Genomic DNA, 25,967 nt, shown 5'->3' on the forward strand with positions numbered 1-25,967 from the left:
GCGACCTCTTTACCGGTTGATAAGCGTGCCCGCCTATGGTCTGAGTACGCAGATTCGCTACGAAATTCGGGAGATTGCCATGACCGCTGCGCTTGAAGCTTTGGTTGCAAAAGCTCAGAAGATTCAGATGACCGAGGGTCAGATGCGTGAGCAGAGGCTGAGCTTTGTCTATGGGAATACTCATATTGAGAACGACATGATCACTCGCGAGATGGTTGCAGCCGCTGATGAGAAAATTTCGCGAGAGGAAGCGGCCAAAGTCCGTAAATGAGCGAGGATCGACACAGTCAAGCTGATCCTGTTGAACTTATAACTGACCCCGCCGAAAAGGCCCAACGCGAGGCTGAAAACGGGGTCAGGCAGTTCAAAGAGGCAATTGAAATAGTCCGGGCATCTATACAGGGTGCCGGGGGTAAGTTTCGGCTTACTCAGTCAATAATTTTGCGGCTCCATCAGAAGGCGCTGGAGGGAATTCATCCTCTGGCCGGCACCTACCGAAATTCCCCTGTTTATATAGGCAAGAGCAATCACCATCCGCCGGCGCATACGGAGGTGCCCGATATGGTCGCCGAAATGTGCGGGTATGTGAACGAAAACTGGCACATGTCTGCAATTCATTTGGCGGCTTACCTGCTCTGGCGGATGAACTGGATACACCCATTTGCAGATGGCAATGGCCGGACGGCGCGTGTCGTCTCTTATGTCGTGCTGAGTGTAAAGCTCGACAGTCTTCTTCCTGGCGCACCGACTATCCCGGATCAGATCGCAGCGGACAAAAGCCCATATTACAAAGCTCTTGAGGGTGCAGACGATTCTTGGAAGCGGAGCATTATCGCCGTGGCAGACATGGAGGCGATGCTTGAGAATATGCTCGCAATTCAGCTTCTAAAGGCGACCCAAGAAGCCGCGATATAGGCAATCATTCCCTATCGGGCTTCGCGCTTCCGGCTTACCAGTTCCTTGATCTGCTCATTGGTGAGCTTCGGCGCGTGGGCGATCTTGTTGACGACAGCCTGAAATGCGGCGTCGGACTGATCGGTTTTCAGTTCGCGCACCGCCTCTAGAAACTTGTCGATTTGCCTCTCAGGCGTCGTCTTGGTCGGGTTCTTCATCATCGCCCATAGATAGCACGGATTCGAACATCCGGAGTTGCTTTCGCAGCTTTCGCAGTCCTTTCAGATCCACGTCCGCTACAATGATAAGCCGATCACCGACCATGCGGACATCCGGCATGTTCTGGTGCGGCGAGTCATTCGGCAGTTCACGCATTGGAGGCATCTTAGCGGCAGCAGGCGGCGCGGCCTGCACGACGATCTGTTCCATCTTTACCGCTGCTTTCTCCCCCTTCACGAACACCCAGAATTCACCTTCGTGCTCTCGAATCTCCTCGACGGGCTTTGGCTCCTTTAACAGGAAAGACCCGTTGATTTCGATCTGCACGAAGTCGCCTACCTTGACCTGCGGAGGGGGCGGCGGATCATCTGGTAGCGCCACGGCAGAATCGGCTTTTGAGGCTGGCTTGTCAAGTCCGGCAAAGGCCAATGTGTCTTTGTACTCGTCAATCAAAGACTCTACGGTTGATAGGTTATAGCCACGGTCCCGCGTTAGATAGGTTGCCAGCACGACATCCGCCGGCAGCATGTTCTGATACCGTTGATAGAGATCGGAGTGGATCGCTGGGGTCAGCGCCGCCAGCTGTAGCGCCTGCACTCGCTCCGGGCTGCCTGGTACCTTATCCAAAGCGATCTTGATGCCAAGGTCGCTCACCTTGACCTTGCGAACATCGCCGCGCCCATCGTAGTCAACAAGCCCGAAATGGTTGAGGGCGGCCATAGTGGCACGAGCACCGCTGCTCTGCGGGCCAATATCCCAAAGCTTGTAGAATGTCTCCGGCGGATAGGCATTGCGCGCGACCCCGGCGTCAATGACGGTCTGCAGACGCTCTACAGCCTTCGCCAAAGGGATAGAGGGATATGCAGGGCTGCGACCCTGAGTGATCTTCGGCAGCACGGCAGCCGGTACTGGCTTGTCTGGAACGTTCATCGCGACCTCCTGTGGCTTCACGCTGGCTTATATACAGTGGCTTATTCAAGATGTCTAGACAGACAGCATAGCCGCGTGTAGATTGAGTCGCGTCGAACACAGGAGGCTGTAGTGACGATAAGGAGAGTTCCCCTAGCCGGGTCACGGTCCACGGACACGGCGCGGGATAAACGAAGAGGCTTCGCAACCGGCAGGGTCACGAAGCCTCGAAGTGGGCCACCAAGTCGAAACTGGAAGCGGCGGTGAGCATATCACCGCCGCTTTCGTTTGGGAATCCCTTCAGTCTGTTTGCCGGGGCTGGAGGGCTTTGCGTAGCGCCAGAGCGGAAGCTCTAGCTGCACCGGTTTGCGGGCGTGCGTCCGCTTCTCGTCAAGCAGGTCTATGATAGGTGAGGCGCTTACCGGCAGCGCCCTTCAAGGCGATGAAGACGCGGGTGCCGTCATCGACGCCAAGCGCGATGCGGTTTGAGTAGCGGAAATCGAATTCAGCGAGGCAGCGGTGCAGATGGTGTTCGCCGCAATGCTGATAGACGCCCTTCATGCCGCGCGTGAAAATCGAATAGAAGCCTTCCACGGTATTGGTGTGGATGGTCTTCTCGCCTTCGTAGCGAACGTATTCATCGTTGGAATGCGTGACGACATCGTGAGAGGCGAAATCCTGGCTGGCACGACGATAGATGCCGCTCTCGTCGCTCGTCAATGCGCTCTCGCGAGCGATGTTGGCTCGAACGATCGGCATGACGTTGCCCATGCGGGCCGTATCGACGTGGAAGGAACGGGCGCGGCCACCACGCTCTACCAGCGCAACGACCGTGTTCTTGTGAGCGCCGCCGCCACGCTTGACGGGAGCGCCAGCGAGGCGGCCAATGTAGGTCTCGTCAACTTCTACGGTCTTGCCGTTGCCACCAAGCGGCGAGAAGTCGCCAGACGCCATTGCAAGGCGAATGCGGTGGCACAGAAACCACGCGGTCTCATACTTGCATTCGAGTATGCGGTGCATCTGGTGAGCGCTGATGCCCTTCTTTGAGGCGCACATAAGGTGGATTGCCTGAAGCCACTTGGTCAGCGGCATATGGCTTTCCTCAAAGATCGAACCCATGCGGACGGTGAATTGCGAGCGGCAGGCGCTGCACTTGTACAGGCCATGACGCTCGACGCCGTTGGGGTTCTTTTTGGACGGCTTGGTGCGAACGCCCTTCAACGAATAGTGGCGATCAACAGAGCCGCACTTGGGGCAGACCGGGCCATTCGGCCACAAGATGCCTTCCACATGCTCGAAAGCCTTGGCTTCGTCGTGGAACTCGGGGCGGGACAGAACGGACATGGAAATCTCATATGCCCTTACCCTACGTAATCAGTTTGGGTTTGTCAACCGGATAATCGCCTGTGCCATGGCGAGCGTATGGTTGACAAACCCATAGGCGAATTTTCTCTCGCAATGATAAGAAGCACGGTCCTTGGCACGAGGGGAGACACCATGGGGTTTTTGGGATTCAATCAACCGGCTTTTCCCGGCGACCGAAGAGTTGCGCCGGTACTCAGCGATCGCGGGTCCCTATTCATTCATGTTTCTGGTGAAGCGCATCCCAGCCGAAAACCGGAAATTCGTACGCTTCCGCCTCAGCCATATGGGAGCGGTCCAGGATAGTTGCACATTCAGCGGCGAGGAGTTCGGTTCCCTCGTTGATGCCGTCCTGAAGACAAAGGCAGAGCTAGATGACCCACTGCTCACGAGCGCTACCCAGCCGTAGGGGAATGGCGGCGATTATACGGTTGACAGAACTGAGGCTACGACTTGATCCGAGCGCCTTCCGCGATCGCACCATATCTGTATCGGCGCGGTCTGGTATTGCTCCGGAACGCCCCTGCGTCCGCCGATCAACTTCCGTTCTTAGCTATAAGGCGGCCGGACTAAAGTCTTGCGCCGGGAACGCAAAGGTCTGATGTAACCGCTTTGGTTCCGTTCTTGTCCCTTGGACGTTCCCGTATTTTAGTCAGTCGAGATACTACCTATATGGCCGAAGCCGGCCTGTTCTCGAGCAGCGCAGCCCCCGCAATATCATCCAAAATCGGGCAGTCCGGCCGGTCGTCACCATGGCAGGCATGGATCAGCTTCTGCAAGGTCGTGCGCATCGACTGCAGCTCGCGCACCTTTTCCTCGATGGCGCTGACATGGGCGGCGGCAATCTCGCGCACATCGTGGCTGGCGCGGCTGCGGTCCCGGTAGAGCGCCATCAGCTGGCGGCAATCGTCGATTGAAAAGCCGAGGTTGCGAGCGCGGCGCAGGAAGGCTAGCCGATGGATGTCGTCGCTGGAATAATCGCGATAGCCATTGCCGGCGCGCGCCGGGGCGATCAGGCCGATCTCTTCATAGTAGCGGATGGTCTTGGCCGGCAGGCCGGACCGCGCCGCGGCATCGCCTACATTCATTGTGATTCCTCGATGTGGTTCCCTGATTCTAGGCTATCCGACAGGACCGACCATTGTTTTTCCTTCACAATCCCGTGAGTCCTGTTGCCGAAATGCCATAGTTGCCGGCTTACCGGCACGTAAGCTCCTGCATATAGGCATCGCGCGCTTGGCAAGCAAAGCAAATGCCAGCATGAATGATTTCAGGAAAAGCGGCCGTAACGTGTCGCGACATCTTGGTGGGGCATCGGACCATTTCATGCGCATGAAGTCATTTGCAATCGTCGCCGCACTTGCGTTGTCGGCCGCGATCTCGGGTTGCAGCACGATCGGCTCGCAGCTGTTCACCAACAACTACGGTTCGGTGAACGATGCAGGCTACCAACTGCCGCGCATCCCGATCGAGAGGGTGCCGCTGAAGTACCACCGGCAAGAGGTGAACTACGACACATCGGAAAAGCCGGGCACCATCGTCGTCGATACCCAGAACAAGTTTCTCTACTTCGTCGAAGGCGACGGCCGGGCGATCCGCTACGGCATCGGCGTCGGCCGCGAAGGCTTTGAATGGCACGGCACCGCCCATATCGCGCTGAAGCGCGAATGGCCGACCTGGACGCCGCCGCGGCAGATGATCCAGCGCCAGCCGGAGCTAGCGAAGTTCGCGAGCGGCATGGAGCCGGGCTTGAAGAACCCGCTCGGCGCGCGCGCCATGTATCTGTTCAACAAGGGCGGCGACATGGGCTACCGCCTGCACGGCAGTCCGGAATGGAATTCGATCGGCAAGGCGATGTCGTCAGGCTGCATCCGGCTGATGAACCAGGACATCATCGACCTCTACGACCGCACGTCGGTCGGCGCCAAGGTCATCGTGATGTAGGACCATGATCCGGAACCGAGGTCCACGAAAGCGAAAAGTGGAACCGGTTTTCGGGAAGACCATGGTCAAAATAGGCGTTACCCTTCGTACGCGGACCGTCTAGGCAACAACGGACGTCCAAAACAGAAAACCGGGCAATCTGGCCCGGTTTTTTGTTGCTCGCTCGAATGCGTGAAGGGGTCTTAGGAGACCTGCTCGACCTGCTGTACTTCCGGCACGAAGTGGCGGAGCAGGTTCTGGATGCCGTGCTTCAGCGTCGCCGTCGAGGACGGGCAGCCGGCGCAGGCGCCCTTCATGTGCAGGAACACGGTGCCGTTCTCGAAGCCGCGGAAGGTGATGTCGCCGCCATCCTGGGCAACCGCCGGGCGCACCCTGGTGTCGAGCAGTTCCTTGATGGTGATGACCAGTTGCTCATCCGCCTTGTCGTAGAATTCGCCGGTCTGGCTGGTCTCGGCGGCGGGGCCGGCATTGACCATGACGGGCGCGCCCGACATGAAATGCTCCATGATGGCGCCCAGGATCGCCGGCTTCAGGTGCTGCCAGTCCGGGCCGTCCTTGGTCACGGTGATGAAGTCATAGCCGAAGAAGACGCCGGTCACGCCGGGGATCTCGAACAGCCGGCCGGCCAGCGGCGAGGCGCTGGCTGCACTGTCGGCGTCGCGGAAATCGGCGGTGCCTTCAACAAGGACTTCCTTGCCGGGCAGGAACTTCAGCGTTGCCGGGTTCGGCGTCGATTCGGTCTGGATGAACATGGCCGTCTCCGTGCCCAGTCGGGCAGCTAGTTTGGAATAGTTCTAAATAGGCTCAATCGGCTGGACATTCAAGCGAAACGCGTCGCTCAAAACGGCTGGCTGGCGGAATGTTTTTGCTGGCTGGGAATGAATCCCGCGCGGGCTATAAATCCAGGATCGTGATGTTATCCGAAACCGCTTCACACTTCCGGCATCACTCTCTATGCGAGGCTGTCGATCTCCTCGTCAGACAGGTTCTGCGGCACCACTGTGACCGGAATAGGGAAGGCGGCGCCCTTGCCGGCAACAGCCCCGACCAGCGGCCCGGGTCCTTCCTTGCCGGCACCTGCCGCCAGCACCAGGATGGCGATGTCCTGGTCTTCCTCGATCAGCTTGTGGATCTCCTCGGTCGGCTTGCCTTCGCGCACCACCATCTCGGGCTCGATGCCGAGCTTCTGGCGCACCTTGTTGGCGTAGCCGTCGAGTGCCGCGCGTGCCGTGGCATTGGCTTCCTCGCGCATGATCTTCTCGACGCCCAGCCAGTGCTGAAAGTCGTCCGGTGTGATGATGTAGAGCAGCACCAGCGTGCCGCTGGTGCTCTGCGCCCGCTTGGAGGCGTAGGCGACGGCGCGCTCGCACTCCGGCGTGTCGTCGATGATCGTCAGGAATTTCCTGCGATGGCCGGCTTCGCGACTGAGGCGTTTGGAGACCATGTCTATCTACTCGATGTTTTCGGCCGCAATCTGCCACCGCGACAGACCGGCGGCAAGCCGCCGGCCTTGGGCCAGAATGGTGCGGTGCACTGACGGTAGGATCAGCCCTGCAACAGGCCTATAATGTCGCGTACCGTCTTCATCGTGGTCTCAGCCAGCGCGCCGGCGCGTTCGCCGCCGTCTCTCAGCACCGCGTCGACATAGGCGCGGTCGCCCTCGATACGGCGCATCTCGCCGGCGATCGGCGCCAGTTTTTCCACAGCAAGGTCGGCGAGCGCCGGCTTGAACACGGAAAACTGCTGGCCGCCGAATTCCTTCAGCACGTCCGCCTTCGACATCTCGGCCAGCCCTGCATAGATGCCGACCAGGTTTTCCGCTTCCGGGCGGCTTTCCAGGCCGTCGACTTCGCTTGGCAACGCTTCCGGGTCGGTCTTGGCCTTGCGGATCTTCTTCGAGATGGTGTCGGCATCGTCGGTCAAATTGATGCGGGACAGATCCGACGGGTCCGACTTCGACATCTTCTTGGAGCCCTCGCGCAGGCTCATGATGCGCGCCGCCGGCCCGCCGATCACCGGTTCGGTGATCGGGAAGAACCCGTTTACCGTCTCTTCGCCAACCTGCATCTCGACGCCGACGCCAAGACTGGCGATGCGGCTCGAAAAGTCATTGTTGAACTTTTGCGCGATGTCGCGGGTCAGCTCCAGATGTTGCTTTTGATCCTCGCCCACCGGCACATGGGTGGCGCGGTAGAGCAGGATGTCGGCCGCCATCAGTGAGGGATAGGCTAGCAGGCCCAGCGAGGCATTTTCGCGGTCCTTGCCGGCCTTGTCCTTGAACTGCGTCATCTTGTTCATCCAGCCGATGCGCGCCACGCAGTTGAAGATCCAGGCAAGCTCGGCATGCTGCATCACCCGCGACTGGTTGAAGACGATGTGCTTCTTCGGGTCGATGCCGGAGGCAAGGAAGGCGGCGGTGATCGAGCGGGTCTGGTCGGCGAGGTCGTCATGGACGAGTTGTGCCGTCAGCGAATGCAGGTCGACGACGCAATAGATGCAGTCGGACGTTTCCTGCAGGGCGACGAATTTCTTGATGGCGCCGAGATAGTTGCCGAGATGCAGATTGCCGGTCGGCTGTACCCCGGAAAAGACGAGCTGTTTGAAGGCGGTCATGGGTTCCTCATGGCTTGTGGAGGGCCGTATAAGCGTGATTCCGAAAAGTTGCAGACTTTTCGGAGCCAATCACGCGGCTGGAAACCACGCGCGGCGAAAGTCTTGCGACGGCGCGCTTATGGACGAAGGGGCGGAGAGGATCAAGACCGGTGTTGCTGTTAGCTCGCCCGGACTATTCGTCCAGATCGGCGTTTGGCGCTGGCGCCGCTGCCTTGCTCGAGCCGCGTTTCACATTGCGCCGGATCATTCCGAAATCGGCGCCGCCGGTGGCGAAAGCCGTGACGAAGTAGAGCAGCGCCCCGCCGGCCACCAATGAGAGAAGCGTCACGGCCTTGATCACCAGTGGCGAGCCGGGGCCGAGCCTGACGGCCAGCCAATGCTCGGCGAAATAGAGTGCTGTCGCCATCACCGCCGCCGACAGCACAAGACGCGGAATGCGCTTCAACAGCGGCACGTCGCGGCCCCAATGGCCACGTCGGATCAGCACCGCAAGCAGCATCACCGCGTTGACCCAGCCGGCGACGGCCGAGGCCACCGCAATGCCGGGCGCGCCCATTTTCGGGAACAGCGTCAGCGCGGTGATCACGTTCACGCCGACCGAGATGGCGGCGAACATCATCGGCGTGCGCGTGTCCTCGCGGGCGAAATAGCCGGGAGTGAAAGCCTTGATCAGCACGAAGGCCGGCAGGCCGAGGCCAAAGATCGCCAGGATTGCGGCCACTGTCGGCGTCGAGCCGTTGGCGGCGAAGGCGCCGCGCTCATAGACCAGCCGCACGATCGGCTCCGCCATCACCCACAGTGCCGCCGCCGCCGGCAAGGTCATGAACAGGGTGAACTCGACCGAGCGGTTCTGCAGATTGGCCGCCTCGACCAGATTGCCCGATTTCAGCGCCCGCGACAGCTCCGGCAACAGCACGATGGCCACCGCGACGCCGACGACGCCGAGCGGCAGCTGGTAGATGCGGTCGGCGTAAGCAAGCGAGGACACGGCGCTGTCCTGCGCCGACGCGATCGCCGTGCCGATCAGCTGGTTGATCTGGGTGATGCCGCCGGTGATCGCCGCCGGCAGCGCCAGGATCAGCAGGCGCTTGACGTTGGGCGTCATCTTCGGCCGGCGAAAGCCGATGGCGATGCCGGCATTGCGCACCGCCACCCAGACGATGGCAAGCTGCACCAGCCCCGCCGCCAGCACGCCCCAGGACAGGCTGAAACCGACCTCACGGGCATCCATGCCGTGGTACCAGGCGTAGCCGAGCACGCTGATCAGGATGATGTTGAGGAAAGCCGGCGCCACGGCAGCCGCGAAATAGCGGCGCAGCGAATTCAGCATGCCGGCCATCATCGCTGCGAGCGACATGCAGATGAGATACGGGAACATGATCGTCGCCAGCAGGACGGTCGTCTCGAATTTGCCCGGCGTGTCGGCAAAACCCGGCGCCACGAGATAGCGCACGATCAGCGGCATCGCCAATTCCATGACGATGGTCAGCGCCAGAAGTGCGGTGAACAGGACGCCGAACACTTCCTCCGAAAAGCGCTTGGCGCCGTCGGTGCCGTGGGTCTCGATCTCCTTGGCAAACAGCGGCACGAAGGCGGCGTTGAAGGCGCCTTCGGCAAACAGCCGGCGAAACGTGTTTGGAAACTGGAAGGCGGCGTTGAAGGCGTCCGCCACCGGCCCGGTGCCGAGTGCGGCAGCCATCAGCATCTCGCGGCCAAAGCCAAGGGCGCGGCTCATCAGCGTGCCGGACGCAACCGTGGCGAATTTCTTGACGAGGCTCATGCGCGGGGAGATTGCCTGGATGATTGGGACAAAGGGGATGATTGGGACAAAGGGGGTGATTGGGACAAAGTGATGGTCACTCGGCCGCCGCCTTGTCCTTGCCGCCGCGCTCTGGGACAACGCCTCCAAGCGCCGCGATCAGCCTGGCGTGGATGGTGGCGGTGCGTGCCGGGTTGTCGATCTTCTGCCCCGTAAGGTCGGTGACATAGAAAGTGTCGATCACCTTCTCGCCGAAGGTGGTGATGTGAGCCGAGGCGATGTCGAGCGAGAGATCGGACAACGCACTGGTGATTTCCGACAACAGCCCAGGCCGGTCCAGGCCCTCGACCTCGATCACCGAAAACCGGTTCGACAGCGTGTTGCGGATTTCGGCGCGCGGCGGAATCTTGAACACCTTGGCGCCGCGCCGCGGCCGGGTGCGCTTCTCGATCATCTCCGGCAGCCAGCTCTTGCCCGACAGCACGTCCTCGATCAGCCGGCCGACGCGCTGGGCGCGACGGCGCTCATCCTCATCGCGGTCGAATTCCCGTGAGATCAGGATGATGTCCAGCGCGCGGCCGTCGGACGTGGTGAAAATCTGCGCGTCGACGATGTTGCCGCCGGCGCCGGCACAGGCGCCGGCAATAACCGAAAGCAGGCGCGGATGATCCTGCGCCAGCACGGTGATCTCGGTCACCGCCTCGAATTGGTGCGTCCTGACCACGGTGGCGAGCTTCTTGCCTGCCGCGTCGGCTTCGCGGATGAATTCGGCATGACGCAGCTGATCGGGGAGGTCGACCGTCAGCAGATAGTTCTCGTAATGCAGGCCGACATAGCGCTTGCGGGCCTTGTCCGGCCAATCGGCTAGCGCCTCGGCTAGCCGCTCGCGCGCCGCCGCCGTCCGCTTGGCGCGCGACACTTCCGAGAAGCCGCCGGTCAAAAGCAGTTCGGTCTCGTAGTAGAGCGTGCGCAGGAGCTGGCCCTTCCAGCCGTTCCACACGCCCGGCCCGACACCCCTGATGTCGCAGACGGTCAGGATCAACAGCATTTTCAGCCGCTCGACCGATTGCACGATCGAGGCGAAATCCTCGATCGTCTTGCGGTCGTTGAGGTCGCGCGTCTGCGCCGTCATCGACATCACGAGATGGTTCTCGACCAGCCAGGCGACTGTCTCGGTGTCGGCCGCCGACAGCCCCATATGCGGGCAGATGCGGCGCGCGATCCGGGCGCCGGCCTCTGAGTGATCCTCCGGCCGGCCCTTGGCGATGTCGTGCAGCAGCACCGCGACATAGAGCGCCTCGCGGCTCTTCTCTAGCCCCGGCATCAGCGTGTGCGAGAGCGGATGCACCTTTTCGCCGTCGCCGCGCTCGATCTCGGCCAAGACGCCGATGCAGCGGATCAGGTGCTCGTCCACCGTATAGTGGTGGTACATCGAGAACTGCATCATGGCGACTATTCTGCCGAAATCGGGGATCAGCCTGCCGAGCAGGCCGGCCTCGTTCATGCGCCGCAAATTAAGCTCGGCATTGCGGTCCGAGGTCAGGATGTCGAGGAACAGCCGGTTGGCCTCCTCGTCGCGCCGCAGCGACTTGTTGACCAGACCGAGCGAGCGGGTGAGCAGCTTCAGCGCATCGGGATGGAACTCCAGCCCGTGCTTGTCGGCGAACCAGAACAGCCTGAGCAGATTGACCGGGTCGCGCTCGAACACGCTGTCGTCGGCGACGTTGATGCGGTGATTGTCGACAATGAAGTCCGACGTGCCTGCCAGCTTGCGCTTGCGGCGCTGGAAGGTGAGGAAGATGCGGTTGAAGCCGGGCACATGCTTGGCCTGCTCTTCCTCGAGCGCGGCGCAGAAGATGCGGGTGAGGTCGCCGACATCCTTGGCGACGAGGAAGTAATGCTTCATGAAGCGCTCGACCGCCGACAGACCGGGATGGGTGGTGTAGCCGAGACGTTCGGCAATCTCGCGCTGGATGTCGAAATGCAGCCGTTCCTCGGCCTTGCCGGTGAGGAAATGCATGTGGCAGCGCACCGCCCAGAGGAAATCCTCGGCCTTGAGGAATTCCCGGTATTCGGCCTCGGTGAACACAGCCTTGTCGACCAATTCCTCGCCGGTGCGCACGCGATAAAAATACTTGGCGATCCAGAACAGCGTCTGCAAATCGCGCAGGCCGCCCTTGCCGTCCTTGACGTTGGGCTCGACCAGATAGCGGCTTTCGCCGGCCTTGGCATGGCGATCGTCGCGTTCGGCGAGCTTGGCCTGCACATATTCCGGTCCGGTGGTGCGCACCACTTCATGGTCGAAGCGGGTGAGCAATTCGTCGAAGAGCTTCTGTTCGCCCCACAGGAACCGCGCTTCCAGGATCGTGGTGCGGATGGTGATATCGCTGCGCGACAGCCTGAGACACTCGTCGATGTTGCGGGTGGCGTGGCCAACCTTCAACCCGAGGTCCCACAGCATATAGAGCATATATTCGACGATCTGTTCGCCCCACGGCGTCTGCTTGTAGGGCAGCAGGAACAACAGGTCGATGTCGGAGCCCGGCGCCAGCGTGCCGCGGCCATAGCCGCCGACGGCAACGACCGCCATGCGCTCTGCGGTCGAGGGGCTTTTCACCCGGTAGACGTGGGTCGCGGCGAACTCGTAGAGGGCGCGGATGATCTCGTCCATCAGATGCGACAGCCGGGCGGCGCAGGCCGTGCCGCTGCCATCGTCCATCAGCATGCGCTCGGCAACCTTGCGGCCCTCGGTCAGCCGATCCTTCAGCAGCCGGAGCGCACCGACGCGCGCGCCGGGCTCGATGCCGCTGGCCGCCGAGATCAGCGCCGTCATGTCGCGGCGCAAAGCCTCGCTGTCGATCAGCGCGTCGAGCTTGAGGGAGATTTTTGCCATGGATTGCCGGTGGGCCTCGCCTTTGCGCGGCGTCTATAGCGCGTTTTCACGGCGCTGTGTATGGGGCGGACGGACGCGTCGGCCGCGATACCAGAAAGGGATGATCATCTCGCGCCGGAGCCGGAAGAGATCGGCGATCTGCCGCGTCAACCGCCTGGCCTCGATCCTTACCTTGGCGGTGATTGGCTTCTGGCGCTGTTTGCCTATCCCGCTTGCCACCCATTCCTCTGTTCGCTCCTGCTTGAGCAGGCTTGGCAATCTCACCGGACTGTCGCCGAGGAATTGTGCCTGCAGGCACAATGCCGGGACGAGTTGGTAAATGACCTTGTCGGACGAGGTCGCAAAACGCGGATTGAAGATGAGGTGATCGACGGGAATGCTGATCTCCTTCGTTGCCGCAAGAAGGTCCTGCGCGGCCTGTCTGGACAGGATGTATCCCGCCGTACCGATATGGAGCCCGTGCAGTCTGCTCGCAGAAAAACCGTGGCCGCAGGCGACTTGCTTGCGTGAAATTACGGTCCGGTTGAAGAACGTTTCCAACTTGACGATGTCCGCATCGGCGGGAATCCAGCCCGCATCGGCAAGCAAAGCACCGGCTTTGTCCGGGAAAACGACATCGTCCTCGAAAATCGCCGCGTAAGCATCCTCACCTGTCGCGATCATCGACCAACACTGTTGGTGGCTGAGCAGGCAGGCAATCTCGGCGTCGGCCAGACGCAAATGCTTCTTGCCCTGCGGCATTTCGGCCAGATCCGGCCGATCTCGCGCATCGATGGCGGCGACCCGCTCGAAGGCGGTGCCGATGCGGGCGAACTCCGCCGTTACATGGGCTAGGCGATCGCGGGACCGATCGAGATTGATAATCAGGCATTTCATTTGGGTGGGATCGATGCAGTGGGACGCGCGTCCATAGCATGGGAACAAAGTCGCGTAAGCGATTTTCCCTTTGATGTGCGCGATGACGGCCATGATCGAAAAGTCGAAATCGCCCCTTGACCTTCCAGTTACTGGAAGCACTACCTCCTCACCCAGACAGATATAAGGCATTTTTCGATGGCGCATTCCGAGCATCACCACCACGCGGCCGATGGCAGCTGTTGTGCGGCAAAGGCTGCTGAGCCGGCCGCCGAAGCCGTGGTGCGCGATCCGGTGTGCGGCATGAGCGTCGATCCGGCCGCGGGCAAGCCGACGGCCGAGCATGGCGGCCGTCTCTTTCACTTCTGCAGCGAGGGTTGCCGTACGAAATTCGTCGCCGGGCCCGAAAAATACCTGACCGCCACCGACCCCGTCTGTGGCATGAGTGTCGACCGCGCTACCGCCAGGCATTTTTTCCGCCACGAAGGCCAGGGTTTCTATTTCTGCTCGGCCGGCTGCCGGGCGAAGTTCGAGGCCGAGCCGCAAAACTATCTCGGCGATAGGCCGACGCCGTCGCCAGTGCCGAAAGGCACTCAATACACCTGCCCGATGCACCCCGAAGTGATAAGAGACAAGCCCGGCTCCTGCCCGATCTGCGGCATGGCGCTTGAGCCGATGGGCGTTCCCACTGGCGATGAGGGCCCGAACCCCGAACTGGTAGACTTCACCAGACGGTTCTGGGTCAGCGCGGTGCTGTCCCTGCCGCTGCTGATCGTTGCCATGGCGCCGATGCTCGGCCTGACGTTCCAGGCGTTTGTCGACGGGCGAACGATGGTCTGGCTGGAATTGGCGCTGGCCAGCCCGGTGGTGCTGTGGGCGGCCTTCCCCTTCTTCCACCGCGGCTGGGAGTCGCTGGTCAACCGCAGCCCCAACATGTGGACGCTGATTTCGCTGGGTGTGGGTGCGGCCTACCTCTACAGCGTCGTCGCCGCACTGTTTCCGGACATCTTTCCGCATCAGTTCCGCGGTCATGGCGGCACAGTGCCGGTCTATTTCGAGGCAGCCGCCGTTATCGTCGCGCTGGTATTTCTCGGTCAGGTGCTCGAATTGCGGGCGCGCGAGAAGACCGGCTCGGCCATCCGTGCGCTGCTCGACCTGGCGCCGAAGACGGCACGGCTGATCGGGGAGGACGGCTCCGAGACCGACGTGCCGCTCGATGCGGTCAAGACCGGCGACCACCTGCGCCTCCGTCCGGGCGACGCCGTGCCGGTCGACGGCATTGTAACGGAAGGCCGTTCCTCCATCGACGAATCGATGATCTCGGGCGAGCCGCTGCCGGTCGAAAAAACGAAAGGCGATGCCTTGACCGGCGGCACGCTCAACAAGAACGGTTCGCTGATCATGCGCGCCGAAAAGGTCGGCTCCGAAACGACGCTTTCGCGCATCGTCGAGCTGGTCGCAAAGGCGCAGCGTTCGCGCGCGCCGATTCAAGGTCTGGCCGATCGCGTCTCCTTCTACTTCGTGCCGGCCGTCGTGCTGGTCGCGCTCGCGGCCTTTGCCGCCTGGGCGATCCTCGGTCCCGAACCCAGCTTGATCTTTGCCATCGTCTCGGCGGTCTCGGTGCTGATCATCGCCTGCCCCTGCGCGCTCGGCCTGGCGACGCCGATGTCGATCATGACCGCCACCGGGCGCGGGGCGCACGCGGGCGTGCTGATCAAGGACGCGGCCGCGCTCGAGCGCTTCGCTTCGGTCGACACGTTGATCGTCGACAAGACCGGCACCTTGACCGAAGGCAAGCCTCGCTTGACCGATGTCGTCGCTGCCGAAGGCCTGTCCGAGAATGAATTGCTGGCGCTCGCCGCCGGCCTGGAAAAAGGCTCGGAGCATCCGCTGGCCGAGGCCATTGTCGGCGGCGCCGACGTACGCGGCCTGACGCTCGTCGAGGCCAGCGGCTTCGACGCCGTCACCGGCAAGGGCGTATCCGGCACGGTGTCTGGCAGGAAGGTTTCGCTCGGCAACGCCGCCATGATGGCCGATGTCGGCATCGACACCGCTTCCCTGTCGGCCAGGGCCGAGGCGCTGCAGGCAGAAGGCAAGACGGCGATGTTCGTTGCGGTGGACAAAAAACTGGCCGGCATTGTCGCGGTCGCCGATCCGGTCAAGGCAACGACAGCCGAGGCGATCAGGGCGCTGCACGATAGAGGCTTGCGGATCATCATGGCGACCGGCGACAACGAGCGCACGGCGCGCGCCATCGCCAAAAGCCTTGGTATCGACGAGGTGCGCGCCGGCCTGCTGCCGGAACAAAAGGCAGCCCTTGTCGAGGAGTTGCGTGCGAAAGCCGGAATCGCCATGGCCGGCGACGGCGTCAACGATGCGCCGGCCCTGGCCAGCGCCGATGTCGGCATCGCCATGGGCACCGGCGCCGATGTCGCTGTCGAGAGCGCCGGCATTACGCTGGTCAAGGGCGATCTCAACGGCATCGTCAGGGCGCGAACGCTCGCGCAGGGGACGATCCGCAACATCCGCCAGAATCTGTTTTTCGCCTTCCTCTACAATGTGCTTGGCGTGCCGGTTGCTGCCGGCGTGCTCTATCCGCTCACCGGCACGCTTTTGTCGCCGATGCTGGCGGCGGCGGCCATGAGCCTGTCTTCGGTTTCGGTGATCGCCAACGCATTGCGGCTGCGGACGTTGAAACTCTGAGCAAAGCCCCCAGATACGAATTTCAATCAACAGGAGATCATGGATGACCTTGGCTAAGAAAATCGTGCTTTTGATGATGGCGGCGGGAATGCTGCTTGCCGTTTTCCTCGAAAGCGTCCCGGCGCAATCCGAAGAGATGAAACACGACATGGGCGCGATGGGCGCGCAAGGTCCTTCGACCGACGGCTACAAGGCGGCGATGGACAAGATGCACACCGACATGATGATCGAATATTCCGGCAATGCCGATGTCGATTTCGTGCGCGGCATGATCCCGCATCATCGGGGCGCGATCGACATGGCCAAGGTGGAACTCGCCAATGGCAAGGATCCCGAAATCCGCAAGCTGGCCGAAGATGTCATCGCCGCGCAGGAAGCCGAGATCGCCAAGATGCAGGCCTGGCTCGCCGCCCATCCGGCGAAGTAAGGCAGCAACGGCCATGCCGGAGAGATCCATTCTGGATTTCTCTCCGTGGTTGTGATGCCATTCACATCGATTACACGGCGCCAGGAGCCCACATGCCATCGACGATAAGAGCCACCACGCTGCCTTCGGGCGAGGCCGTCCAGGTGCTGGGACAGGGCACATGGAAGATGGGCGAAGATTCCCGCCGCCGCGCCGGGGAGGTCAATGCCCTGAAGCTCGGGCTGGACCTCGGCATGACGTTGATCGACACCGCTGAAATGTATGCCAGCGGCGGCGCCGAGGAGGTGGTGGCGGAAGCCATTGCCGGGCGCCGCGACGAACTCTTTCTTGTCTCCAAGGTATTGCCGTCCAATGCCTCGCGCACCGGCGTGGCGCGGGCCTGCGAAAACAGCTTGAAGCGCCTGCGCACCGACCGCATCGATCTCTATCTCCTACATTGGCCGGGCAGTGTGCCTCTAGGCGAAACGGTCGACGCTTTCGAGGCGTTGAAGAAGGCCGGCAAGATCCGTCACTGGGGCGTCAGCAATTTCGACACCGACGAAATGGAGGAACTGACCGGTCTGTCGTCTGGCGATCATGTCCAGACCAACCAGGTACTCTACAATCTGTCGCGGCGCGGCCCCGAATTCGATCTCGTACCGTGGAGCCGGCAGCGCGGCATCCCGCTGATGGCCTATTCGCCGGTCGAGCAGGGCGCGCTGGCGCGCAATTCTAGGCTGGAAACCATCGCCGCCCGCCACAACGCCACGGCAGCACAGATCGCGCTTGCCTGGGTGATGGCGCAGCCCGGTGTCATCGCCATCCCGAAGGCCAGCAGCCAGGAGCACGTCCGCCAGAATGTCGCCGCGCACGATATCAGGCTGACGGCCGAAGACCTCGCCGAACTCGACCGCGCCTTTCCACCGCCGACGCGCAAGCGCGGGCTGGAGATGATCTGAATTGATTGCGGTTGGTCAGACTGGCCGTCTACTTGCTGCCCAGTCGTAGGTTTTCGATCTCGCGCGCTGCGTTTCGCACATCGCGGACACCGACAAAGCTCACTGTGGTTGTGGTTGGTTCGTCGCCCGTATCAACCGTTTCCCGGCGAAAGGTAATCGATCCTCTACCGTTCGAGCGTTCGTTTCGCTCAATGGTGTTTATGGCATTAGGGGCCACGGCAAGGACATGCCGCCACCACAAATCGCTGATGATAAGGATTCGACGGTCGGTCACGGCGTAGACCGTTCGCCATACAGCCAAAGTATTCCAGACGGCATTGCCGAGCAGGCATAGTCCAAAGCCAATAGCGACAAACCACGTGATCAGCGAGAGTGAATTCCACCCAATGTGCTTAAGGAATGGTTCGCTTAGAGCGCTGAGGAGGAGTGGAGTACAGAAACAGGTCAAGGCGATGGCAAAAATAATCGGAAATAACTGGGTCCGAAGCATACCCATAAAGGATGGAGATCCAGTCCAGCGCACGGTTTCTCCAGGTTGCAATTCAGTCTTGACGACCTCGTGCGGAGTCCAAATCATGTGGGGCAGTATCCTCACGGCAATGCTTCATGAGATCGCGCCATTTGCCTTCCCAATTTCGTTATGGATGGGCCTAGGAGGTGGCAATGAACAACTCGCATTCTGAATGCCAGACGCCCATGCAATTGGCTAGGTGGTTTCCAGCGCCGCCCGCGCTCGTTGCAGGGCGCGGGAAAACACTGCCGTGTCGTCGAAGGCGCGTGCCAGCGTGAGCGCGCCCTGGATGGCGCCGACCGCTTCTTCGGCGAGTTCGTCCGCCCTGCCAGCGCTGTGCCCGCTTCGGGTCAGCGCTTCGGCAAGATGCGCCACCCAGCGGCCGAAATAGCTTTTGATCGCAATGGCGAAGAGGTCGCGGGATTCGTCCAGCGCGAAGGCGCCGATCAGGCACACCCGGCGCCCCGACCGGAAATAGCTCTCCGTCGCTTCGAACATCCGATCGATGCCCGTACGAGGGTCGGCCCTGTCCTGCAACGGCACGAAGACATTCTCCTCGAACCAGCCATCTATATGGGCAATGACAGCCGCCGCCATCTCTTCCTTGCCGCCGGGGAAGAAGTGGTAAAGGCTGCCTTTGCCTAGGCCGGTCGCCGCACCGATCCGCGCCAGGCTCGCCCCTTCATAGCCGTGTTCGCGGAAAACCTCGCCGATGATGGAGAGCAAATCGGCGCGATCGGGCGCGATCCTGCGCATGCGCTAGTTTTTCCGCTTGAGCATGATCTTTGCCGAAAACCGCGACACAGCTCTAGGGATCATATTCTAAAGTCCGAGTTCGGACAGGCCGGGATGGTCGTCCGGCCGGCGGCCGAGCGGCCAGTGATATTTGCGCTCACCCTCGGCGATCGGCAGGTCGTTGATGCTGGCGACGCGCCTACGCATCAGCCCAGCCGCGTCGAATTCCCAATTCTCATTGCCATAGGAGCGGAACCAGTGGCCACTGTCGTCGCGCCATTCATAGGCAAAGCGCACCGCGATGCGGTTGTCGTTCCAGGTCCAGACCTCCTTGATCAGGCGGTAGTCGAGCTCGCGAGCCCATTTGCGCGTGAGGAAGGAGACGATCTCATTTCTGCCCGAGACGAACTCGGCGCGGTTGCGCCAGGTGCTGTCCTGCGTATAGGCGAGCGAAACCCGTTCGGGATCGCGGCTGTTCCAGGCGTCTTCGGCAAGCCGAGCCTTCTGCGCGGCGGTCTCGGCGGTGAAGGGCGGCAGCGGCGGACGGCTCATGTCATTCTCCCATCGGCAAAGGCGATGGCGAGCATTGTACCAATCGGTACAATGGTCAAGGCCGAAATCGGGCTAGGTTTTCCCCGCCAGCCCCTTCAGCCGGTAGAGCGCTTCCAGCGCCTCGCGCGGCGTCATCTCGTCTGGATTGATCTCACCCAGCGCTGCGCCCAATGCGTCGCTCTTCGCAGGCTTTGCCGCTTCCCGCTTCATTGCCACCGAAAACAGCGGCAGATCGTCGACCAGTCGGTTGGCCTTGCCGGAGACATCGCCTTCCTCGAGCTGATGCAGCACCTCTTTGGCGCGGCCGACCACCGCTTCCGGCAGACCGGCAAGGCGAGCGACCTGAACGCCATAGGAGCGATCGGCGGCACCCTTGCCGACCTCGTGCAGGAAGACGACGTCGCCTTCCCATTCCTTGACCCGCATGGTGACGTTGGAAAGGCGCGGCAGTTTGCCGGACAGCGCCGTCATCTCGTGGAAATGGGTGGCAAAGATCGCCCGGCAGCGGTTCTTCTCGTGCAGATACTCGACCGCCGCCCAGGCGATCGACAGGCCATCGAAAGTGGCGGTGCCGCGGCCGATTTCGTCGAGGATCACCAGCGCCCGCTCACCGGCCTGGTTGAGGATCGCCGCCGTCTCGACCATCTCGACCATAAAGGTGGAGCGGCCACGCGCCAGATCGTCCGAGGCGCCGACGCGCGAGAACAACCGGTCGACGACGCCGATATGGGCCGATGTCGCCGGCACGAAGGAACCGGTTTGGGCGAGGATGGCGATCAGTGCGTTTTGCCGCAGGAAGGTCGACTTACCGCCCATATTCGGACCGGTGAGCAGCCAGATCGCGCCGGCCTTGGCCCCGTCTTGCGGCGACAGATCGCAATCATTGGCGACGAACGGCCCTTCGCCCGAGCGCCGCAGCGCCTGTTCCACCACCGGATGGCGTCCGCCCGAGATATCGAAGGCGAGGCTGGAATCGACCAGCGGCCGGCACCAGGCTTCACTCTCCGACAACAGCGCGAGCGCCGCCGACACGTCGAGTACGGCAAGCGCATCGGCGCCGGCGCGGATCTTCTGCGCCTCGGCGACCGCCTCTGTCGTCAGCGTGTCGAAAGCGGCAAGCTCGATGCTCAGCGCCCGGTCGGCGGCATTGGCGATCTTGGTCTCGAGTTCGGCAAGTTCGGTCGTGGTGAAACGCATGGCATTGGCCATGGTCTGGCGGTGGATGAAGCGCGCCTTGGCGCCGTCGCTTCCGGTCATGATCGAATGGTGGTTGGCCGTCACCTCGATGTAATAGCCCAGCACATTGTTGTGGCGGATTTTCAGCGAGCGGATGCCGGTCTCCTCGATCAACGAGCGCTCCAGTCCGGCGATCACCTTGCGCGATTCATCGCGCAGCGCCCGCATTTCGTCGAGCCCGGCATGGTAGCCGCCGCGCACGAAGCCGCCGTCGCGCCTGAGCAGCGGCAGTTCCTCGCCAAGAGCCTGGGCCAGATGCTTGGCCAGCGCACGCGGCAGCGCCTTTATCGCGGCAAGTGCTTCCGTCAATTCATGGGGCAGCGCTGTTGCGGCGAAGATTTCGGCAATGGCGCCCGCCGCTTCAAAGCCGGCACGCAGCGAGCCGAGGTCGCGCGGGCCGCCGCGGTTGAGCGCCAACCGCGACAGCGCTCGCGGCATGTCGGCGACGCTCTTCAGGCTTGACCGCACCGCTTGGCAGAGCCGCGTCTCGGCGCGGAAGAACGATACCGAATCAAGCCGGGCAGCAATCGCCGCCGGATCGGTCAGCGGCGCCATCAGCCGGTCGGCGAGCAGCCTGGCGCCGCCGCCGGTGACCGTGCGGTCTATAGCCTTGAACAGCGAGCCGTCGCGGCTGCCCGACAGCGTGCGCAACAGTTCCAGATTGCCGCGTGTCGCAGGATCGATGAACAGCGTCGAGCCCTGCTCCTCGCGTTCGGGACGCGACAAAGGCGGCCGCTCGGCCTTCTGCGTCTTTTCGACATAGGCGATGGCGCCCGAGATCGCCGACAATTCGGCGCGCGAGAAGGCACCGAAACTGTCAGGCGTCGCCACCTCGAAGAAGCGCGCGATCCGCCCCGCTGCCGAAGCCGAATCGAAAAGCGACGGCGGCTGCGGGCTGGCGACGCGGCCGATGACGTCGAACACCGGCTTCAGCTCGGGATCGTAAAACACCGGCTCGGCGACGATCAGCTCGCGCGGGTCGACGCGGAAGACATCGGCCAGCAGGCGGTCGGCCGTGGTTTCGGCGACGCGGAAGACGCCGGTCGAGATCTCGATCCAGGCCAGGGCGAAGGCGTCACCGCTGTTGCCGCCCTTCACCCGCCCTAGCGCCATCAGGAAGCTCGATTCCGACGGCGCCAGCAATTTATCCTCGGTGATGGTGCCTGGCGTAACCAGCCGCACCACGTCACGGCGTACGACCGATTTGCCGCCGCGCTTCCTGGCTTCCGCCGGGTCCTCGATCTGCTCGCAGACGGCAACGCGAAAACCTTGGCCGATCAGCTTTTGCAGATAGTCGTCGGCCGCATGCACCGGCACGCCGCACATCGGAATGTCATGGCCCTGGTGCTTGCCGCGCTTGGTCAGGACGATGCCCAGCGCCCGGCTCGCCTTCTCGGCATCGTCGAAGAACAGCTCGTAAAAATCGCCCATGCGGTAGAACAGCAGCGAATCCGGGTTCGCCGCCTTGATCTCGATATATTGCTCCATCATCGGCGTGACGCTGCCGACGGGCGCAGGCGGTATCACCTCTGGGGCGTCGGTTTCTGCTGAAGTGTGCATGTTCATGCCCGCACGCTAGCAGATGTGGGTGCGGGGTTTAATGCCGGCGGCTCGAAAAGCAGGGGACGACCGGCCTCGACGGCGGCTTGTGCTCCCTCTACCCCGGGTGAAGCCGTTGGTTGCATCGGGCGACAACCAGACCCTATGATCGCCCTGGCGGGATAGGCGGCATGGATCAGGACAAGCAGGAAGGGTTCGAGGAACTGGTCGGTCCGGCTGGATCGACCGCCACGCGCCTTTTGCTTTTGGCGGCGCGGCGCGTGCATCGGACCAAAAGCAAGCTGCGCGGGTCGGTGCGCAAACGCGTTCCCTTCCTCCTGCCGACACGCGGCCCGCTGTCCGATCTCGATGGCGGCATCGACATGTCGCTGCATGTGCTCAGCCGCGACCCGCTGGTGCTCTATGTCCCGATTGGCGGAGCCCGTCCGCTCTATCCGCTGGCGGCCCTTGGCCGGCGCCTGGCGGGACGGCGCGTCACCTTCCTGACGATGCAGACCTGGACCATGGAGCGGCCGGCTGTCATCTCCCGGATGGGCCGCGATCTCGCCTGGTATGCCGGCCGGTTTCCGCTGCACGAAATCATCTTCCTGTGCAACACCGAGGAAGAGCGCCGTCTCGTCGCGGCTGCGGGCGGCAATGCCATCTTCTCCAACCACAATCTGATGGTGTCGGAGGATATATTCCGGCCGCTGCCGGACGTGCCGGTCGAATTCGACGCCGTCTACAATGGCCGCATCTCGCCGATCAAACGCCATCACCTCGCCTTCGACATAGAGCGGCTGGCCCACATCACCTATTCGATCGGCGAATTGCCGCCGGTTGCCGCCCGCGCCTTTGTCCGGCGACTGCAGGCGCAATCGCCGCTCCACAAAATCGCCAATCCGCTCGTCGACGGCTGGCCGGGCAAGCTGACGGCGCAACAGGTCAACCGCGTCTACAACCAGGCCGCCGTCGGGCTGTGCCTGTCGGCCGTGGAAGGAGCGATGTACTCCTCGATGGAATATCTGATGGCCGGCCTGCCGATTGTCAGCACCCCGAGCCTTGGCGGCCGCGACGTGTATTTCGATCCGGATTATTGCATCGTCGCCGATCCGGAACCGGCTGCCATTCGCCGCGCCGTCGAGACGCTGCGAGATCGTGCCATACCGCGTCAGCACATCCGCCGCCGCACGCTGGAGAAGGTTCACGCCCAGCGCATCGAACTCATGGCGTTCCTGACTGCATTGCTGCGGCGCAAGGGAAGCCGTGCGCCACTCATCGAGACGTGGCCTTTCCCCGGCACAGACGGCATGATGCGACGGGGAACGGTGCGCGAAATCGCTGCCTTCGTCAGCGAGCCAGAGCCGACGTGACGCCATCCGACCCTCGGGAGATTTCGCTGCGGGCGTGAAGATCGCTTGGCGATTTACAGCGGTGGCGTGTAGCCTTGATTCAGACGTTTCAAAAACACGCACCCGTCTCAAGGGGGCGACACCGGCGAGGAAATCAAAAGCATCATGGCCAAGAAAACCGAAAACAGCGGCCCCTCCGTCAGCGCCGAGGAGGCGCTGGAATTCCACGCCATGGGCCGCCCCGGCAAGCTGGAGATCGTCGCCACCAAGCCGATGGCGACGCAGCGCGATCTGAGCCTCGCCTATTCGCCGGGTGTCGCGGTTCCTGTGCTGGCCATCGCCGAAGACCCCAGCCGCGCCTTCGACTACACGACGCGCGGCAACATGGTCGCCGTCATCTCCAACGGCACCGCCATTCTCGGCCTCGGCAATCTCGGCGCGTTGGCCTCCAAGCCGGTGATGGAAGGCAAGGCGGTGCTGTTCAAGCGCTTCGCCGATGTCGATTCCATCGATCTCGAGGTCGACACCGAGGATGCCGACGAATTCATCAATTGCGTGCGCTTTCTCGGCCCGTCCTTCGGCGGCATCAACCTGGAAGACATCAAGGCGCCGGAATGCTTCATCATCGAGCAGCGCCTGCGTGAATTGATGGACATCCCGGTCTTCCATGACGACCAGCACGGCACCGCCATCATCTCGGCCGCCGGGCTGATCAACGCGCTGGAGATCACCGGCCGCGACATGAAGACCACGAAAATGGTCTGCAACGGCGCCGGCGCCGCCGGCATCGCCTGCATCGAACTGATGAAGGCGATGGGCTTTGCCCCCGAGAACATAATCCTGTGCGACACCAAGGGCGTCGTCTACCAGGGCCGCACCGAAGGCATGAACCAGTGGAAGTCGGCGCATGCGGTCAAGACCGACACGCGCAGCCTGGCCGAGGCGCTGGACGGCGCCGACGTCTTCCTCGGCCTGTCGGCCAAGGGCGCATTGACCACCAAGATGGTGCAGTCGATGGCCAAGAACCCGATCATCTTCGCCATGGCCAATCCCGACCCGGAGATCACGCCGGAGGAAGTGGCCGAAATCCGCACCGACGCCATCATGGCCACCGGGCGTTCCGACTACCCCAACCAGGTCAACAATGTGCTGGGCTTCCCCTACATCTTCCGCGGTGCGCTGGATGTCAGGGCCACCACCATCAATGACGACATGAAGATCGCCGCAGCGAGAGCGCTGGCCGACCTGGCGCGCAAGGACGTGCCCGACGATGTCGCCGCCGCCTATCAGGGCAACCGGCCGAAATTCGGCCCGAACTACATCATCCCGGTGCCGTTCGATCCGCGCCTGATCTCGGCCATCCCGCTCGCTGTGGCCAAGGCGGCGATGGAGTCAGGCGTCGCCCGCAAGCCGATCCTCGACCTCGACCGCTACGCGCAGGAACTGTCGGCCCGCCGCGACCCGATCGCCTCGACCTTGCAGCGCATCTACGACCGCGTCCGCCGCCAGCCCAAGCGCATCGTCTTTGCCGAGGGCGAGGAAGAACAGGTGATGCGCGCCGCCGTCTCCTATGTGAACCAGAAGCTCGGCACCGCGATCCTGCTCGGCCGCGACGATGTCATCAAGGAAAACGCCAGGCACGCCGGCATCGACCTCAACAAGCAAGGCATCGAGATCATCAATGCCAGGCTGTCGCGCCGCAACGGCATCTATACCGATTATCTCTACGAGCGCATGCAGCGCAAAGGCTTCCTGTTCCGCGACTGCCAGCGGCTGATCAACAACGACCGCAACCATTTCGCCGCCTGCATGGTGGCGCTGGGCGATGCCGACGGCATCGTCACCGGCGTCACCCGCAACTATTCCACGGCGCTTGACGATATCCGCCGCGTCATCGACGCCAAGCCCGGACACCGCGTCATCGGCGTCTCCATCGTGCTCGCGCGGGGCAAAACAGTCCTCGTCGCCGATACCGCCGTGCACGACATGCCCAATGCCGAGCAGATCGCCGACATCGCCGAAGAGGCGGCGGGATTTGCCCGCCGCATGGGCTACGAGCCGAGGCTCGCCATGCTTGCCTATTCGACCTTCGGCCACCCGCAGGGCGAACGCTCCGAGCGGGTGCAGGAAGCGGTGCGTATCCTGGACAAGCGCCGCGTCGATTTCGAATATGACGGCGAGATGGCCGCCGACGTTGCGTTGAACGCCCGCGCCATGGCGCAGTATCCGTTCATCCGGCTGACCGGCCCGGCCAACGTGCTGATCATGCCGGCGTTCCACTCGGCCTCGATCTCGACCAAGATGCTGCAGGAACTCGGCGGCTCCACCGTCATCGGCCCGCTGCTGGTCGGCCTCAACAAGCCGGTCCAGATCGTCTCGCTGAACGCCAAGGACTCAGACATCGTCAACATGGCTGCGATCGCGGCCTATAGCGCGGGAGCCTGATTGGCGGCAAAATCGCCAACCCATAAGAGATTGATAATATTCGGCTGCTATAGGGAACGTTCTCGCCCCCTATGGCCTTAT

At 62.4% G+C, this 25,967-nt stretch carries 22 protein-coding genes; 8 read left to right on the top strand and 14 right to left on the bottom strand.

Annotated features, from left to right (window positions below; translation table 11 throughout):
• Positions 1 to 79 precede the first annotated feature (79 nt).
• Complete coding sequence (locus NKI31_RS08380; protein WP_352651180.1) at positions 80 to 271, top strand: hypothetical protein; 192 nt, start codon at positions 80 to 82, stop codon at positions 269 to 271.
• A complete protein-coding gene (locus NKI31_RS08385; RefSeq protein WP_352651182.1) occupies positions 268 to 915 on the top strand; it encodes a Fic family protein in 648 nt (215 codons plus the stop codon). The genes NKI31_RS08380 and NKI31_RS08385 overlap by 4 nt, the downstream gene beginning before the upstream one ends.
• Positions 916 to 926: 11 nt before the next feature.
• On the opposite strand, the gene NKI31_RS08390 is transcribed toward NKI31_RS08385, so the two are convergent.
• The 4 genes from NKI31_RS08390 to cueR all read right to left on the bottom strand — a co-directional run bounded on the left by NKI31_RS08390 (position 927) and on the right by cueR (position 4,472).
• Positions 927 to 1,112 (bottom strand): hypothetical protein, encoded by a 186-nt coding sequence (locus tag NKI31_RS08390; RefSeq protein WP_352651184.1) that lies wholly within the window; start codon positions 1,110 to 1,112, stop codon positions 927 to 929.
• Positions 1,084 to 2,043, bottom strand: a complete 960-nt coding sequence (locus NKI31_RS08395; protein WP_352651186.1) for a hypothetical protein — start codon at positions 2,041 to 2,043, stop codon at positions 1,084 to 1,086. Before NKI31_RS08395 ends, NKI31_RS08390 begins: the two co-directional genes overlap by 29 nt.
• Positions 2,044 to 2,412: 369 nt before the next feature.
• Positions 2,413 to 3,366: an IS1595 family transposase gene (locus tag NKI31_RS08400; RefSeq protein ID WP_352651188.1), complete on the bottom strand. Its 954-nt coding sequence runs from the start codon at positions 3,364 to 3,366 to the stop codon at positions 2,413 to 2,415.
• Positions 3,367 to 4,052: 686 nt separating this feature from the next.
• Entirely contained in the window at positions 4,053 to 4,472 is a 420-nt protein-coding gene (cueR, locus tag NKI31_RS08405) for a Cu(I)-responsive transcriptional regulator (RefSeq protein ID WP_352543470.1), read from the bottom strand.
• A 238-nt stretch (positions 4,473 to 4,710) separates the two neighbouring features.
• On the opposite strand from cueR, the gene NKI31_RS08410 reads away from it, so the two are divergent.
• Positions 4,711 to 5,328 (top strand): L,D-transpeptidase, encoded by a 618-nt coding sequence (locus tag NKI31_RS08410; RefSeq protein ID WP_023692663.1) that lies wholly within the window; start codon positions 4,711 to 4,713, stop codon positions 5,326 to 5,328.
• A 182-nt stretch (positions 5,329 to 5,510) separates the two neighbouring features.
• Here the strand turns inward: NKI31_RS08410 and NKI31_RS08415 are convergent, their stop codons facing one another.
• The 6 genes from NKI31_RS08415 to NKI31_RS08440 all read right to left on the bottom strand — a co-directional run bounded on the left by NKI31_RS08415 (position 5,511) and on the right by NKI31_RS08440 (position 13,664).
• Entirely contained in the window at positions 5,511 to 6,080 is a 570-nt protein-coding gene (locus NKI31_RS08415; RefSeq protein WP_023685140.1) for a NifU family protein, read from the bottom strand.
• Between the two features lie 200 nt (positions 6,081 to 6,280).
• The gene (locus NKI31_RS08420; RefSeq protein WP_023672856.1) at positions 6,281 to 6,772 is read right to left on the bottom strand and encodes a universal stress protein; all 492 of its coding nucleotides are present in this window, start codon (positions 6,770 to 6,772) and stop codon (positions 6,281 to 6,283) included.
• A gap of 101 nt (positions 6,773 to 6,873) precedes the next feature.
• The gene (gene trpS, locus NKI31_RS08425; protein WP_352651191.1) at positions 6,874 to 7,941 is read right to left on the bottom strand and encodes a tryptophan--tRNA ligase; all 1,068 of its coding nucleotides are present in this window, start codon (positions 7,939 to 7,941) and stop codon (positions 6,874 to 6,876) included.
• 172 nt (positions 7,942 to 8,113) lie between these two features.
• Positions 8,114 to 9,721 (bottom strand): murein biosynthesis integral membrane protein MurJ, encoded by a 1,608-nt coding sequence (gene murJ / locus NKI31_RS08430; protein WP_352651193.1) that lies wholly within the window; start codon positions 9,719 to 9,721, stop codon positions 8,114 to 8,116.
• Between the two features lie 76 nt (positions 9,722 to 9,797).
• On the bottom strand, positions 9,798 to 12,593 hold the full coding sequence (locus NKI31_RS08435) for a [protein-PII] uridylyltransferase (RefSeq protein WP_352651195.1): 2,796 nt from the start codon (positions 12,591 to 12,593) through the stop codon (positions 9,798 to 9,800).
• Between the two features lie 33 nt (positions 12,594 to 12,626).
• Complete coding sequence (locus NKI31_RS08440; protein WP_352651197.1) at positions 12,627 to 13,664, bottom strand: glycosyltransferase family 25 protein; 1,038 nt, start codon at positions 13,662 to 13,664, stop codon at positions 12,627 to 12,629.
• Here NKI31_RS08440 and NKI31_RS08445 point away from each other — a divergent pair.
• The 3 genes from NKI31_RS08445 to NKI31_RS08455 all read left to right on the top strand — a co-directional run bounded on the left by NKI31_RS08445 (position 13,647) and on the right by NKI31_RS08455 (position 17,516).
• Positions 13,647 to 16,151, top strand: a complete 2,505-nt coding sequence (locus NKI31_RS08445; RefSeq protein WP_023703107.1) for a heavy metal translocating P-type ATPase — start codon at positions 13,647 to 13,649, stop codon at positions 16,149 to 16,151. The two genes, NKI31_RS08440 and NKI31_RS08445, sit on opposite strands and share 18 nt — an antisense overlap.
• Before the next feature lie 43 nt (positions 16,152 to 16,194).
• A complete protein-coding gene (copM, locus tag NKI31_RS08450; RefSeq protein WP_023685134.1) occupies positions 16,195 to 16,578 on the top strand; it encodes a CopM family metallochaperone in 384 nt (127 codons plus the stop codon).
• Between the two features lie 92 nt (positions 16,579 to 16,670).
• Positions 16,671 to 17,516, top strand: coding sequence for an aldo/keto reductase (locus NKI31_RS08455; RefSeq protein ID WP_023703106.1), 846 nt, complete (start codon positions 16,671 to 16,673; stop codon positions 17,514 to 17,516).
• Between the two features lie 28 nt (positions 17,517 to 17,544).
• On the opposite strand, the gene NKI31_RS08460 is transcribed toward NKI31_RS08455, so the two are convergent.
• The 4 genes from NKI31_RS08460 to mutS all read right to left on the bottom strand — a co-directional run bounded on the left by NKI31_RS08460 (position 17,545) and on the right by mutS (position 22,116).
• The gene (locus NKI31_RS08460) at positions 17,545 to 18,093 is read right to left on the bottom strand and encodes a hypothetical protein (protein WP_023703105.1); all 549 of its coding nucleotides are present in this window, start codon (positions 18,091 to 18,093) and stop codon (positions 17,545 to 17,547) included.
• A 129-nt stretch (positions 18,094 to 18,222) separates the two neighbouring features.
• Entirely contained in the window at positions 18,223 to 18,783 is a 561-nt protein-coding gene (locus NKI31_RS08465; protein ID WP_352651200.1) for a TetR/AcrR family transcriptional regulator, read from the bottom strand.
• Between the two features lie 66 nt (positions 18,784 to 18,849).
• A complete protein-coding gene (locus tag NKI31_RS08470) occupies positions 18,850 to 19,314 on the bottom strand; it encodes a nuclear transport factor 2 family protein (RefSeq protein WP_023729603.1) in 465 nt (154 codons plus the stop codon).
• 72 nt (positions 19,315 to 19,386) lie between these two features.
• The gene (gene mutS / locus NKI31_RS08475) at positions 19,387 to 22,116 is read right to left on the bottom strand and encodes a DNA mismatch repair protein MutS (RefSeq protein WP_352651202.1); all 2,730 of its coding nucleotides are present in this window, start codon (positions 22,114 to 22,116) and stop codon (positions 19,387 to 19,389) included.
• A 164-nt stretch (positions 22,117 to 22,280) separates the two neighbouring features.
• Here mutS and NKI31_RS08480 point away from each other — a divergent pair, with 164 nt between their 5' ends.
• Positions 22,281 to 23,462 carry a glycosyltransferase family protein gene (locus NKI31_RS08480; RefSeq protein ID WP_352651204.1) on the top strand — a complete coding sequence of 394 codons (1,182 nt, stop codon included), beginning with the start codon at positions 22,281 to 22,283 and terminating at the stop codon, positions 23,460 to 23,462.
• A 144-nt stretch (positions 23,463 to 23,606) separates the two neighbouring features.
• Complete coding sequence (locus NKI31_RS08485) at positions 23,607 to 25,886, top strand: NADP-dependent malic enzyme (RefSeq protein ID WP_023685127.1); 2,280 nt, start codon at positions 23,607 to 23,609, stop codon at positions 25,884 to 25,886.
• The last annotated feature ends 81 nt before the right edge of the window (positions 25,887 to 25,967 follow it).

This window comes from Mesorhizobium sp. M0659, assembly GCF_040320605.1.
Lineage (GTDB): Bacteria > Pseudomonadota > Alphaproteobacteria > Rhizobiales > Rhizobiaceae > Mesorhizobium.

Excerpts from the sequence above, each read along its gene's own strand:
- NKI31_RS08380 (WP_352651180.1), top strand. The coding sequence starts at position 80 with ATGACCGCTGCGCTTGAAGCTTTGGTTGCAAAAGCTCAGAAGATTCAG.
- NKI31_RS08385 (WP_352651182.1), top strand. The coding sequence starts at position 268 with ATGAGCGAGGATCGACACAGTCAAGCTGATCCTGTTGAACTTATAACT.
- NKI31_RS08390 (WP_352651184.1), bottom strand. The coding sequence starts at position 1,112 with ATGAAGAACCCGACCAAGACGACGCCTGAGAGGCAAATCGACAAGTTT.
- NKI31_RS08395 (WP_352651186.1), bottom strand. The coding sequence starts at position 2,043 with ATGAACGTTCCAGACAAGCCAGTACCGGCTGCCGTGCTGCCGAAGATC.
- NKI31_RS08400 (WP_352651188.1), bottom strand. The coding sequence starts at position 3,366 with ATGTCCGTTCTGTCCCGCCCCGAGTTCCACGACGAAGCCAAGGCTTTC.
- cueR (WP_352543470.1), bottom strand. The coding sequence starts at position 4,472 with ATGAATGTAGGCGATGCCGCGGCGCGGTCCGGCCTGCCGGCCAAGACC.
- NKI31_RS08410 (WP_023692663.1), top strand. The coding sequence starts at position 4,711 with ATGCGCATGAAGTCATTTGCAATCGTCGCCGCACTTGCGTTGTCGGCC.
- NKI31_RS08415 (WP_023685140.1), bottom strand. The coding sequence starts at position 6,080 with ATGTTCATCCAGACCGAATCGACGCCGAACCCGGCAACGCTGAAGTTC.
- NKI31_RS08420 (WP_023672856.1), bottom strand. The coding sequence starts at position 6,772 with ATGGTCTCCAAACGCCTCAGTCGCGAAGCCGGCCATCGCAGGAAATTC.
- trpS (WP_352651191.1), bottom strand. The coding sequence starts at position 7,941 with ATGACCGCCTTCAAACAGCTCGTCTTTTCCGGGGTACAGCCGACCGGC.
- murJ (WP_352651193.1), bottom strand. The coding sequence starts at position 9,721 with ATGAGCCTCGTCAAGAAATTCGCCACGGTTGCGTCCGGCACGCTGATG.
- NKI31_RS08435 (WP_352651195.1), bottom strand. The coding sequence starts at position 12,593 with ATGGCAAAAATCTCCCTCAAGCTCGACGCGCTGATCGACAGCGAGGCT.
- NKI31_RS08445 (WP_023703107.1), top strand. The coding sequence starts at position 13,647 with ATGGCGCATTCCGAGCATCACCACCACGCGGCCGATGGCAGCTGTTGT.
- NKI31_RS08440 (WP_352651197.1), bottom strand. The coding sequence starts at position 13,664 with ATGCTCGGAATGCGCCATCGAAAAATGCCTTATATCTGTCTGGGTGAG.
- copM (WP_023685134.1), top strand. The coding sequence starts at position 16,195 with ATGACCTTGGCTAAGAAAATCGTGCTTTTGATGATGGCGGCGGGAATG.
- NKI31_RS08455 (WP_023703106.1), top strand. The coding sequence starts at position 16,671 with ATGCCATCGACGATAAGAGCCACCACGCTGCCTTCGGGCGAGGCCGTC.
- NKI31_RS08460 (WP_023703105.1), bottom strand. The coding sequence starts at position 18,093 with ATGATTTGGACTCCGCACGAGGTCGTCAAGACTGAATTGCAACCTGGA.
- NKI31_RS08465 (WP_352651200.1), bottom strand. The coding sequence starts at position 18,783 with ATGCGCAGGATCGCGCCCGATCGCGCCGATTTGCTCTCCATCATCGGC.
- NKI31_RS08470 (WP_023729603.1), bottom strand. The coding sequence starts at position 19,314 with ATGAGCCGTCCGCCGCTGCCGCCCTTCACCGCCGAGACCGCCGCGCAG.
- mutS (WP_352651202.1), bottom strand. The coding sequence starts at position 22,116 with ATGAACATGCACACTTCAGCAGAAACCGACGCCCCAGAGGTGATACCG.
- NKI31_RS08480 (WP_352651204.1), top strand. The coding sequence starts at position 22,281 with ATGGATCAGGACAAGCAGGAAGGGTTCGAGGAACTGGTCGGTCCGGCT.
- NKI31_RS08485 (WP_023685127.1), top strand. The coding sequence starts at position 23,607 with ATGGCCAAGAAAACCGAAAACAGCGGCCCCTCCGTCAGCGCCGAGGAG.